This is a genomic window from Ectopseudomonas alcaliphila (genome assembly GCF_900101755.1).
In the GTDB taxonomy this organism is placed as follows: domain Bacteria; phylum Pseudomonadota; class Gammaproteobacteria; order Pseudomonadales; family Pseudomonadaceae; genus Aquipseudomonas; species Aquipseudomonas alcaliphila.
Window position 1 is genome coordinate 65,210 of sequence record NZ_FNAE01000001.1, and the last position, 11,741, is coordinate 76,950.

Sequence of the window (11,741 nt, forward strand, 5' to 3'; positions counted from 1 at the left end):
TAAACGCTGATCGTTCCCACGTCGAGGCGTCGAACCGTCCGCGTGGGCATACAGGCAGAGACGCTCCGCGTCTCATGCGGCGCGGAGCGTCCCCGGGTCGGTTCCCACGCCGGAGCGTGGGAACCATCAAACGAATAACAACAAAATCACGGAGAACTCATATGTCACTGCAAGGCAAAACCCTGTTTATCACCGGCGCCAGCCGTGGCATCGGCCGTGAAATCGCCCTGCGCGCCGCCCGTGACGGCGCCAATATCGTGATTGCGGCGAAAAGCGCCGAGCCCCACGCCAAGCTGCCCGGCACCATCCACTCGGTGGCTGCTGAAGTTGAAGAAGTGGGCGGCAAGGCCCTGGCCCTGCAAGTCGATGTGCGTGACGAAAACGCGGTGAAAAACGCCATGGCCCAGGCGGCCGAACACTTTGGCGGCATCGACGTGCTGATCAACAACGCCGGGGCGATCAAGCTGGTGGGCGTGGAGAAGCTCGAACCCAAGCGCTTCGACCTGATGTACCAGATCAACACCCGCGCGGTGATGGTCTGCAGCCAGGCGGCCCTTGCCTATCTGAAAAAAAGCGCGGGCGGGCACATCCTCAACCTCTCCCCGCCGCTCAACCTCGACGCCAAATGGTTCGCCCAGCACGGCCCTTACACCGTCACCAAGTACGGCATGAGCATGCTCACCCTGGGCATGAGCGAGGAATTCAAGAAGTACGGCATCAGCGTCAATTCGCTGTGGCCGAAGACCATGATCGCCACCGCCGCGATCGAGTTCGAACTGGGCAGCCGCGACGCCTTCAAGCGGGCGCGCACCCCGGCCATCATGGCCGATGCCGCCCATGCGATCCTGGCGAGCGAAGGTCGCAGCATCACCGGGCGCCTGCTGATCGACGAGGACATCCTGCGCGAACAGGGCGTCACCGACTTCGAGCAGTACCGCTTCGATCCCGCGGGCGGCAGCCTGGTGCCGGATCTGTTCGTCGATTGAAGCCTCGGATGCGTTGGTTTCGTAGCCCGGATGCAATCCGGGTAAATTGGCGCGCGGGATCCCCGGATTGCATCCGAGCTACGGGCGCCTCGATCCGTAGGGTGCGCCGCGCGCACCAAGACGACCCGCGGATTTACGCCTGGCTCGGTGCGAACAGCGCAGCCTACGACATGCCGCGTATTTGCCGATCTGCCCGCCGCTGAGCGCACCAGAGCCATGGCTGGTACGCGCCGGTCTGACTAGAGTCAGGGCTCGCCTCCAATTCATAACATCCCAAGTGCGAGCCCCATGAGCCAAGCCGATCTGATTTCGCCCTTCCGCTTCCTGGCCCACCTGCCGCAACACCTGCCACGCGTGCCGCGCATGCTGCGTGGCCTCTACTACGCCGGCATCCGTAATCGCGAGAAGAACCTGTCGCTGGCCTGGGCCCTGCAGCGCGCAGCCGAACGCCATCCCGAGCGTCCGGCGCTGATGGATGAAAACCGCCAGCTCAGCTACCGCGCGTTCAATGCCTGGGCCAACCGCCTGGCCTGGGCGTTCAAGGCCGAGGGTGTCAGCCACGGCGACGTGGTTGCGGTAATGCTGGAGAACCGCCTGGAGCTGCTGGCGATCCTCGCCGCCCTGAGCAAACTGGGCGCGGTCGGCGCGCTGATCAACACCACCCAGCGCGGCAAGGTACTGGCGCACAGCTTCAACCTGGTCAAACCCGGATTCCTGGTAATCGGCGACGAACTGCTTGGTGCCTTCGACGAAATCGCCGATCAGTTGCATGACCTGCAGGCATGTCGCTACTGGATCGCCGACCAGGACTGCCTGGGCGATCCCGGCCAGGCGCCGCAGGGCTGGAGCAACCTCATGCAGCTGGCCGCCGGCCAGGCCCAGGACAACCCACCGGACAGCCAGCAGGTACGCATGAAGGACGCCTGCTTTCTGATTTACACCTCCGGCACCACCGGTCTGCCCAAGGCCTCGATCATGAGCCACGGCAAGTGGATCAAGGCCTACGGCGGCTTCGGCCACTCCGGCCTGACGCTGGGCGAGCGCGACGTGCTCTACCTCACCCTGCCCTGCTACCACAACAATGCCGTCACCGTGTGCTGGAGCGCAGCGCTGGCCGGCGGCGCGGCCATCGCCCTGCGCCGCAGGTTCTCCGCCAGCGCCTTCTGGAGCGACGTAGCACGCTATAACGCCACCTGCTTCGGCTACATCGGCGAACTGTGCCGCTACCTGCTCAACCAGCCCGTGCATCCTGCGGAACAGGGCAACAGCCTGCGCTGCATGATCGGCAACGGCTTGCGCCCGTCGATCTGGGCCGAGTTCAAGCAGCGCTTCGGCGTCGAGCAAATCACCGAGTTCTATGCCTCCAGTGAAGGCAATATCGGCTTCACCAACGTCTTCAACTTCGACAACACCGTCGGCTACACCCCCGCCACCTACGCCATCGTCCGCTACGACCTGGAGAATGACCGACCGATCCGTGGCAAGAAGGGCTTTGTACAGAAGGCAGACAAGGGTGAAGCGGGCCTGCTGATCAGCGAGATCAGTGCCAAATGGCCGTTCGACGGCTACACCGATCCGGCCAAGAGCGAATCGGTGATCCTGCGCGACGTGTTCAAGAAGGGCGACGCCTGGTTCAACAGCGGCGACCTGATGCGCGACATCGGTTGCAAGCATGCGCAGTTCGTCGACCGCCTCGGCGACACCTTTCGCTGGAAAGGCGAGAACGTTTCCACCACCGAGGTGGAAAACGTGCTCGGCGCCTTCCCCGGCGTGGAAGATGCCGTGGTCTATGGCGTGGAGATTCCCGGCACCAATGGCCGCTGCGGCATGGCCGCGCTGCGCCTGACGTCAGGTTGCGAACTGGACGGCACCGCCCTGGCCGCCCATCTCGACGCAGAACTGCCGGCCTACGCGGCGCCGCTGTTCGTGCGCCTGCTTGGCGAGGTGGAAACCACCGGTACCTTCAAGTACAAGAAGACGGATCTGAAGCAGGCCGGCTACGACCCGAGCCAGGTCGAGGGCCCGCTCTACGTGCGCCTACCCGGCTCGAACGGCTTCCAGAGGCTGGATGAGGATGTGCACAGGGCCATTGAGCTGCTGGCTTATCGTTTCTGACACAGAGTTCAGGCAGGCGAGTCGTCGCTCTCGATCGCTCGCCAGCTCTCAAGATGACGGCGGTCCAGACGCTGCCAGTGCACGGCATCGCTGAGTTGTTCGGCGGGCAACCAGATGCTGCCACTGCGGATCAGCATCTGCCTGGGCAACGCCAGCAGCGCCTCCATGCTGATCAACTGTGATTCCTGCTCCGGGCTGCTGACGTGCAACCCGGTCTCATCGAACGCCTCGAAGCACGGTATTGCAGCCAGAGGCTGTGCGCAATGACGCAGCGTATGTTCCTGGGTATCCAGCAGCAACAGGTGCCACTGCTGGGATTTTTCGTCGATCACCCGGCGACTCAGCGCCAGATAGCGCCCGCTCGCCGACCAGGCCATGGCAGGCGCCAGATTCGCCACGCCACAACCGGAAGCGGTGAGCACACAGCCGCCCCCTGGCGCCAGTTCCTGCCCTTCGCTCACGTCACGATCCAGCCCGAACAACCAGGCGGCGTCGTCTGCGCCAGGTGCGGCGAGCAGGTAATCACCCTCCTCACTGGCGGATACGGGGCGCCACTCCAGGCGCCAGTTGGGCAGCACGCGCAATGACCAGGCATCGACCGCCACCCGCGTGCTTCGATGCTGCAGCCGGCCAGCGGCGACGAAGGCATCGGCCTGCTCCGCCGCCGGCGCCAGTGCGTCGAGACGTGGCACTGGCCCGGTACCGGTAGCGCTGGCCTGTCTGCCGATTATCTGCTGCAGGCTGAGCACGCCACCCTCGAACGCCTGCAGCCCAGCGACCAGCAGAGGCTCATCGAGCTTCAGCAAGCGCCGCGCCAAAACGTCCGCAACCACCAACTGATGAGGCACGGCAGGCGCCTCGGCAAAGGCGATCAGCGCCAGGTAACGCCCACAATCGGAAAGACGCTGATCGAGACACCACAGCCCCGGCAGCTGCCAGGCATCGATGTGACAAGCCAAGGCATGGCGGCGACCATCGCGACTCTTGCGCACCAGGGTCATGCAGGGTTGCGCATCTCCCTGCATCGATGGCAGCTGCAGCGATATGGCGCCTGCCCGCTCCCCTTCCAGTTCGATGCATAGGGTCAGATTGATGCAACGCTCAGCTTGCGTCACGGACATCTGTGCCTGATAGAAGAGACGCCCACCTCCCAGTCGGCAGGGTGCGCCCCATTCAATCACGGGCTCATCGGCAAGCGGCTGCCAGGGTTCGTCCAGCGGACGCCAACCGGAGGTCGCTCGCCATAGCCAGCTTGCAGTTTCCCCCACGGATTGGCTCTCGGCACGCGCGCGACAGACGAGCATCTGGCCGTCCTCGCTCCAGAGCACCGAGGCGTCTTGCTCGAGCAGCAGCCCCGTGGGGTTGTCGTCCAACCACAGGCTGTAAGCGGACCCGGCCTTGCCGTCCGCCACGCTGAGAGGCTCGCCTCGAAGAATATGCTTGCCCTGCGGTGATGCGCAGATAAGGTGCCCGTTGCTGTCGACCTCGCCCCGAGATTGCTGCCCCTGAGCCACGGGACTGACGGCGGCTGGACGCTCGATTGGCGAAGATGCCTCGGCCGTGCGGATAACGAGACGTGGTGACGACCACTGATCGACTCCAACCTGGAGCTGTTGAGTCACTCGACCGTCTATGGCCCAGGCGAAACCATCGGTGGATCTGTCCTGCCAGGCAGTACCAAATTTCGGAAGGTAGCGTGAGCGAGGGGCGACCACTAACGGCGGTGCTTCCCCCTGAAAGCGCAGACTGAAACTGTGCTTGGCGCCGTAGCTATCGAACCCGAGAAACTGCGTCCACAGCATCAGGTGGATGCTGCCAAACAGGAAAACGAAAAGTCCGACGAAAAAGCCCAGCCAACCGGAAACCTCGCCCCATAGCTGACATCCGAAGCCAACAAGCAGCATGAACAGAGGTGCGGGCAACTGCTTGGCCACTTCCGGGTATCCCGAAAGCGCGATGATCGCGATGGCGAAGAACATCGACACGATCAGCCACAGCACGCTCCACCACGGCAGGAAGATGCCTGAGAGCAGGGGAACAATGAGCGCCAGCAAGGCGAACACCACCCTATCCTGGGCAGGGCAATCGTATTCATCGGTCTTGGCAGACATTCGGCACTCCTTTGCCAGTGGTTCAGGTCAGAGGCCGCCATCATAACAACACGCCGTGCGAGGAGATTTGAGGCAGCCTGCAATCCGCTTCAAGCATGGCTATCCGAGATGATCGCCGCCCTGGTGAGCTACTGCTTGAACTCGAACTGCAGCTCAGCCCCTTCGATGGAGTCCCAGTAGTCGTCCACCCGCTCATTGCTGATCAGCCGACCACTGATCTGGAACGGGCTCTGGACTTCGGATTTCTCACCGAACAACGGCGGCAACAGAGGCGAAAGATCCTCGCGGGTTTCGCTTTGCAGCGCCTGCTCGAACAACTCCTGCGGCACGCTCAGATCCAACGCCTGTTTCGGCTCGGGTTCTACCGGTTTGGGCTTTGGCGCCGCAGCAGGCTTGGGCTTGACGGCGACCGGCGGCTTGACGGGGGCAGCCACCGACTTGTCCTCGACAACGTTGATCGGCGTTGCCGGCTCAACAGGTTCTGGCTTGACCACAGGCACCTCGACAGGCGCGGCGACCGCTGCCGGCTCTGACGGAGGCTGCTGCGCGACAGACTCTGGTGCACGTTCGCAGGCACTCAACCAACCCAGGCACAGCAACAGGAAAAAAGACTTACGCATCATGGGGCATAGGTAACTCGATCAGTAACGCGCCCATGCTCCTCCGCCTGGGCGCGCCTGACAAGGCGACTTACACGACTTTTACCTGGTGCCTCATTCACTCGGCGGCTCGGTGGCCAGATGAGCGAGTTCGGCTTCGATATCCAGTTGCGGATAATCGGCCTTGAGCTGCTCCAGCAGCCGCTGCGCCTCTTCCTGCTCGCCCGCCTTGCGCAGCTCCAGCAGACGCAACAGCGCCTCGCGCGGCTCACTCTGGATCACCAGCTCGGCCATAGGTGCCAGCGCTGCGCTACTGGCCATCGGTGCCTCAGCCATATCGGCAGAGGGTGCCTGGCGTGCCATGGCCTGGCTTCTCATACGCTCCTGTGGGGCCGCCATGGGCGCAGCCGCCTGTTCCTCTGCGGCGCGTTTGGCCGCCATCGGCGCCGGTGCAGCCGGGCTCATGGCAACGCTGGGTGGTACAGCATCGAAGGCATCCGGCGTCTGCTCCAGCGTGCGCCAGGTCAGACTGACGCCAATGCCAACACAAGCCAGCCCGGCCACCGCCACCGACCAGCGCTGGCGACCGCTGCCGAACAGCCAGTGGTGCAGGCGCTGCGCCCAGCCAGGCTCGGCCTCGGTGGTGTCGGACTGGCGCGCTTCACGCGCTGCCATGCTCGCCGCCGCCAGGATGCGGGTATCCAGCTCGGCCGAGGGCTCGCCGCTGCCATGGGCACGGAAATGCGCCAGCAGCGCCTGTTCGTGCTCTAGAGGTTCTCGTTCATCTTTCATGCGGACAACTCCTCGGTGGCCAGCAGCCGGCGCAGTTTCTGCAAGGCATAGCGCAGACGGCTCTTGACCGTCTCGGCCGGCGTACGGGTCAGCTCGGCAATCTCGTTCAGTTCCAGATCACCATGGGCGCGCAGCAGGAATACTTCACGCTGGTCTTCCGGCAGATCGGCCAGCGCCGCCTGCAGCCGCTCACTGTCGCGACTCAGCCCCCAGTGCTGCTCCGGGCCAGGTTGCGGGTCGGCCTGGGCATGCAGGCCTTCATCGTATGGGTCATGCCCGGCCTGATGGCGCCCCGTCTTGCGCCAGTGGTCGATCAGACGATTACGAGCGATCTGGTACAACCAGGTCTTGAACAGCACAGCCTCGCGCTGCTCGCTCTGGCTACGCACCAGGCTCATCCAGGTTTCCTGAAACACTTCCTCGGCCAGGGCGTGATCGCCGCACAGGCCGAGCAGAAAGCGAAACAGGCCCAGCCGATGGCGCTGGTACAGCGTATTGAAGGCCGCGGCATCGCCGCGACGGTAACGCCGCAACAAGGCGGCGTCGTCATCCGTGAGAGGTGCGTTCACTGCTGAGCTCGTGCAGGGGTTGAAGCCGAAGTGTGCAGGCTCTGGGCAATTTCGGCCAGTTGGATGAACTCGCCACGTAGCCCGAAGCGATCCTCGCCCTTGGCCGAACGCGCCAGCGCGATGCTCTGCGCGAGGTCGAAGTCGCCCGTGTAACGTCCGTCCTTGAGCTGCTGGGCAAAGGCAGCTACCGCAGCGGCGAAACGCAGGTCCTCGCTCGCGGCCGCAATCGGTTTGGCCTCGGCGCGCGCGATGGGACGTTCCAGCAGACGGCTGCTCGCCTCCCCGGGGGCCTTATAGCGAATCCGCAGCCAGGCCAGCTCGCCGCTCTTGCTCGTGGGCTGGGCATTGGTCTGATAACGCAGTGGCTCCAGCCAGCCCTTGCCGCCCGCCGGAACGATCTCGTAAAGCGCGGTGACCGTGTGCCCGGCGCCGATATCACCGGCGTCGACCTTGTCGTTACTGAAGTCCTCGCGCTTGAGCGCCCGGTTCTCGTAGCCCAGCAGACGATACTCGCTGATTTCGCTCGGGTTGAACTCCAGTTGCAGCTTCACGTCGCTGGCCACGGTGGCGAGGGTGGACGCGAGCTGATCCACCAGCACCTTGCGCGCCTCGCGCAAGTTATCGATGTAGGCGTAGTTGCCGTTGCCAGCATCGGCCAGTTGCTCCATCAGGCGTTCGTTGTAGTTGTCCACGCCGAAACCCAGGGTGGTCAGCGAGACGCCTGTCTTGCGCTTGTCCGCCGCCAGTTGCTTGAGGCTGTCGAAGTCGCTGATGCCGACGTTGAAGTCGCCATCGGTGGCCAGCAGGATGCGATTGATGCCGCCGTCGATCAGGTACTTGCTCGCCTGCTGGTAGGCCAGCTGGATGCCCGACTCGCCAGCGGTGGAGCCACCAGCGCTCAGTTGATCGATGGCCGCGCGGATCTTCGCCTTGTCGCTGCCAGGCGTGGAATCCAGCACCACCTGGCTGTCACCGGCATAGGTGACCAGCGAGACGCGATCCTGCGGGCGCAACTGCTCGACCAGCAGCTTGAGGGTGCCCTGCACCATCGGCAGGCCTTCGCGGCGGTGCATGGAACCAGACACGTCGACCAGAAATACCAGGTTGGCCGGCGGCAGTTCCTCGACGCTGCGATCCGACGCCTTGATGGCGATGCGCAGCAAGCGGGTTTGCGGGTTCCAAGGGGTCACCGCCAGCTCGGTGCTGACACCGAAGGGCGCGTCACCCTGAGGCAGCGGATAGGCGTAAGGGAAGTAGTTGACCAGTTCCTCCAGGCGCACGGCATCCTTCGGTGGTAGTTGCCCACCGTTGAGGAAACGGCGGACGTTGGCGTAGCTGCCCGTGTCCACGTCGATGCTGAAGGTGGATACCGGCGTCTCGGCGACCGCGAACACCGGGTTATCGGCGTAGGTCTGATACTGCTCGCGCGATTCGTCACGGTAGCCCGGCGGCAGGACATCGGCGATGGGAGACGGCGCGTAGGCCAGGGTCGCCAGGCGCTTCTGGCTGGTCTCGGCACGCATCTCGGCGGCCGCAGGCGCGGCCAGGCGCTCACGTACGAGCGGTGACGCCGGTGCCGGGCTGGCCTGTACTTCCGGCTCCGGACCAGAGGCGCTGCAAGCGGCGAGCAGCAACAAGGCGCTGGCCGAAAAACCAACGGCGAAGGGACGAACGAGCAACAAGGAATAAGCGGACATGGTGCACCTCCTGAGCAATGGCAAGAAACCTTCACTCAGGTAGACGCTACCCTTCGAACAACCGGGTTAATCCATGACGCGTTTTTTCAGCCCTCCCACGAACCGCCCGCCTCCTGACACAGCTGGGTGGCCAGCATGCCCAGGGTCATCAGCGCCCTTTCGGCTTCGCGATTCCACGGGATGCCGCAGTTGAGCCGCACGCAATGGTTGAACTGCTCGGTGTTGCTGAAGATCAGCCCCGGCGCGATCGAGATGCCCTGCTGCAGCGCGCGAACGTGCAGATCCTTGGTATTGACCCGCGCCGGCAGGCTGACCCAGAGAATGAAGCCGCCCTTGGGCCGGGTCATCTGCGTACCGATCGGGAAATACTGCTGCACCGCCAGCTGGAAGGCGTTGAGGTTCTTGCGATACTCCTGACGGATATGCCGCAGATGGCGATCATAGCCGCCATTTTCCAGGTAGGCCGCCACCGCCATCTGGGTGACGCTGCACGCAGAATGGGTGGAAAACGTCTGCAGCCGCTGGATCTCGTCCTGATACTTGCCAGCGACGATCCAGCCGATGCGCACCCCCGGTGACAGCGTCTTGGAAAAGCTCGAGCAATAGATCACCCGGCTGTCACGATCATGCGACTTGAGCGCCTTGGTCGGCCCCTGCTCGAACATCAGTTCGCCGTAGATATCGTCTTCGACGATCTGGAAATCGTAATCACCGGCCAGACGCAACAACTGGCGCTGACGCTCCTCGGGGATGGTGCCGCCGAGCGGGTTGGACAACCGCGCGGTGAGCACCAGCGCCTTGATCGGCCACTGGTTGGCCGCCAGTTGCAGCGCTTCAAGGCTGATGCCGGTAGTCGGGTCGCAGGGAATCTCGATGACCTTGAGGCCAAGCAAGTCGGCCAATTGCAGCAGGCCGTAGTAGGTGGGCGACTCGACCGCGATCAGATCACCCGGCTTGGTCAGCACGCGCAGGCTCATCTGCAGCGCATCGACGCAGCCATGGGTGATCACCACCTCGGACGGATCGACCACCACGCCGGCATCGCGCATGCGGATCGCCACCTGGCGGCGCAATGGCTCGAAACCGGGGCTGAACATGTAGCTGAAGGCGCGCGGACTGTGAAAACGGGTGACCTTGGCCAACTGTTGGTGCAACGCACGCACTGGCAGGTAATCGACATGCGGCACCGCGGCGCCCAGTGGGAACACGCCTTCACGACGTGATTCGGTGAGCACCTGGTTGATGATGCTGGCGCGGGTGACCAGGCCTGGCCGCTCCACCTTGGCAATATCCGGCGTCGGCGCGGTCAGCGCCGGTGTCTGGTGCACGTAGAAACCCGATTGCGGCCGTGCACGAATCAACCCCTGATCTTCGAGGTTGGCGTAAGCCTGCAGCACCGTGGCGTGACTGACGTTGAGCTGCGCACTCATCTTGCGCACCGACGGCACGCGTTCGCCAGGCTGGTAGACACCGCGACGAATATCTTCGGCCAACTGCTGGGCGATACGTTGATAGAGCAGCAGGTTGGTCATGGCGATATCCTCCGGGGTCACTGGAGCATAACAGTAACCTATTGCTACACAATTGTACCGGCACAGATGCGATCTGTTTTTCCGTCCGGCATCACTTGCCAACCATGCACGGCATCGTCGCCGTTCTCAGGGCATAAAAAACCCCGGACGCTGCCGGGGCTTTATCAGGCATTCCACTCAGCGCTCGGCGCCGAGCTGACCTCGCTCGTCGGAAAAGACGATTTCCACCCGCCTATTCTGCGCTCGGCCACGTACTGATGCATTCTCCGCAACGGGGAAGTCGGCACCGTAACCGGCGACCTGAATCCGCTTGGCTTCCACGCCCAGGTCCACCAGCAGATCGGCCACAGCCTGCGCTCGCGCGCGGGACAGTTCGAGATTCTCGGCGGCATCACCCGTGTTGTCGGTGTAGCCCTCGATACGCACGCGACGCTGCGGATTGATCTGCAGGAACTGCACGAGCTTGAGCACCGTACGGTTGGCTGCCGGTTGCAGATCGGCACGACCGGCGTCGAACAGCATGTCGCCCAGGGTCATCACCAAGCCACGCTCGGTCTCGCTGGTGGCGAGGCTGACCATCTGCTCCTCCAGCCAGCCGTTGTGCTGCTGCACGCTGAGCAGTTTGGCTTCACGCAGAGTGAGTTGCAGGCGCTGGCGTTCCAGCTCGAGCTTGGCTGCGCGTTCCTGATTGAGGCTGATATCGCTATGTTGTCGAGCGATCTCGGCATAGCGCTGGCTGAGGTAGGCGTAATGACGCACATCGTCGCCACTGCCCCAGTAACTGGACAGGCGCTCGGCACGGGCCAGCGACTCGCCAGCGCGAATCACGTCCTTGGGTGCGGCGCGTAGCACGCTGGGATCTTCCTTGACCGACTGGAAGCTCAGGCGCGCCTCTTCCAGAGCCTGCTCACTCGCCAGCTGACTGGACGCACAACCACTCAACAGCGTACCGACCAACATCAGGCTGCCCAGATGACCAAAAGCCTTCATCACATGGCTCCCAGTTGCTGGCGCAGACGGCCGATACGCTGATTGAGCTCGGTCAGCTGTTCCCGCCCCTTGGCACTGAGGTGCTCGGCCTCGGCCAGACGCGCATCCAGTTCGGCCTGCTCGGCCAGCAGACGCGCCCGCTTGTTTTCACCGTCCTGCATGGCCGCTTGGGCCAGCGCGAACTTGTCTTCAGCCTGGCGCAGTGACACGGACTGTTCGCTGACCACACCCAGGGATTTGGTCTGCGCCAACGCCTGTTCGGTCAGCCGCATCTGCTCGGAGGGAGCAGGATCGCTTGCGCAGGCCGTCAGGCCCAGCGCCAGCAGCAAGGGAAGGGTTCGATTGATCAC

General features: G+C 63.7%; 10 protein-coding genes. 2 read left to right on the forward strand and 8 right to left on the reverse strand.

The features are described from left to right. The first annotated feature begins 161 nt into the window (after positions 1-161). Together BLR77_RS00320 and BLR77_RS00325 are read left to right on the forward strand one after the other, a co-directional pair. The gene (locus BLR77_RS00320) at positions 162-986 is read left to right on the forward strand and encodes an SDR family oxidoreductase (RefSeq protein WP_074674919.1); all 825 of its coding nucleotides are present in this window, start codon (positions 162-164) and stop codon (positions 984-986) included. Positions 987-1,274: 288 nt separating this feature from the next. Further along, positions 1,275-3,101: a long-chain-acyl-CoA synthetase gene (locus BLR77_RS00325; protein WP_074674920.1), complete on the forward strand. Its 1,827-nt coding sequence runs from the start codon at positions 1,275-1,277 to the stop codon at positions 3,099-3,101. An 8-nt stretch (positions 3,102-3,109) separates the two neighbouring features. On the opposite strand, the gene BLR77_RS00330 is transcribed toward BLR77_RS00325, so the two are convergent. The 8 genes from BLR77_RS00330 to BLR77_RS00365 form a co-directional block, all read right to left on the reverse strand. Then, positions 3,110-5,212 (reverse strand): hypothetical protein, encoded by a 2,103-nt coding sequence (locus BLR77_RS00330; RefSeq protein ID WP_074674921.1) that lies wholly within the window; start codon positions 5,210-5,212, stop codon positions 3,110-3,112. A 128-nt stretch (positions 5,213-5,340) separates the two neighbouring features. After that, positions 5,341-5,706 (reverse strand): hypothetical protein, encoded by a 366-nt coding sequence (locus BLR77_RS00335; RefSeq protein WP_394328034.1) that lies wholly within the window; start codon positions 5,704-5,706, stop codon positions 5,341-5,343. Between the two features lie 219 nt (positions 5,707-5,925). Beyond that, on the reverse strand, positions 5,926-6,603 hold the full coding sequence (locus BLR77_RS00340; RefSeq protein ID WP_074674923.1) for a hypothetical protein: 678 nt from the start codon (positions 6,601-6,603) through the stop codon (positions 5,926-5,928). Next, entirely contained in the window at positions 6,600-7,172 is a 573-nt protein-coding gene (locus BLR77_RS00345; protein WP_074674924.1) for an RNA polymerase sigma factor, read from the reverse strand. The genes BLR77_RS00340 and BLR77_RS00345 overlap by 4 nt, the downstream gene beginning before the upstream one ends. Then, on the reverse strand, positions 7,169-8,869 hold the full coding sequence (locus BLR77_RS00350; RefSeq protein ID WP_074674925.1) for a vWA domain-containing protein: 1,701 nt from the start codon (positions 8,867-8,869) through the stop codon (positions 7,169-7,171). The genes BLR77_RS00345 and BLR77_RS00350 overlap by 4 nt, the downstream gene beginning before the upstream one ends. Positions 8,870-8,955: 86 nt before the next feature. Further along, positions 8,956-10,401, reverse strand: coding sequence for an aminotransferase-like domain-containing protein (locus tag BLR77_RS00355; RefSeq protein WP_074674926.1), 1,446 nt, complete (start codon positions 10,399-10,401; stop codon positions 8,956-8,958). A gap of 177 nt (positions 10,402-10,578) precedes the next feature. Further along, positions 10,579-11,391, reverse strand: coding sequence for an OmpA family protein (locus tag BLR77_RS00360; protein WP_074674927.1), 813 nt, complete (start codon positions 11,389-11,391; stop codon positions 10,579-10,581). After that, positions 11,391-11,741: a DUF4398 domain-containing protein gene (locus BLR77_RS00365; RefSeq protein ID WP_074674928.1), complete on the reverse strand. Its 351-nt coding sequence runs from the start codon at positions 11,739-11,741 to the stop codon at positions 11,391-11,393. Before BLR77_RS00365 ends, BLR77_RS00360 begins: the two co-directional genes overlap by 1 nt.

Excerpts from the sequence above, each read along its gene's own strand:
- BLR77_RS00320 (WP_074674919.1), top strand. The coding sequence starts at position 162 with ATGTCACTGCAAGGCAAAACCCTGTTTATCACCGGCGCCAGCCGTGGC.
- BLR77_RS00325 (WP_074674920.1), top strand. The coding sequence starts at position 1,275 with ATGAGCCAAGCCGATCTGATTTCGCCCTTCCGCTTCCTGGCCCACCTG.
- BLR77_RS00330 (WP_074674921.1), bottom strand. The coding sequence starts at position 5,212 with ATGTCTGCCAAGACCGATGAATACGATTGCCCTGCCCAGGATAGGGTG.
- BLR77_RS00340 (WP_074674923.1), bottom strand. The coding sequence starts at position 6,603 with ATGAAAGATGAACGAGAACCTCTAGAGCACGAACAGGCGCTGCTGGCG.
- BLR77_RS00350 (WP_074674925.1), bottom strand. The coding sequence starts at position 8,869 with ATGTCCGCTTATTCCTTGTTGCTCGTTCGTCCCTTCGCCGTTGGTTTT.
- BLR77_RS00355 (WP_074674926.1), bottom strand. The coding sequence starts at position 10,401 with ATGACCAACCTGCTGCTCTATCAACGTATCGCCCAGCAGTTGGCCGAA.
- BLR77_RS00360 (WP_074674927.1), bottom strand. The coding sequence starts at position 11,391 with ATGAAGGCTTTTGGTCATCTGGGCAGCCTGATGTTGGTCGGTACGCTG.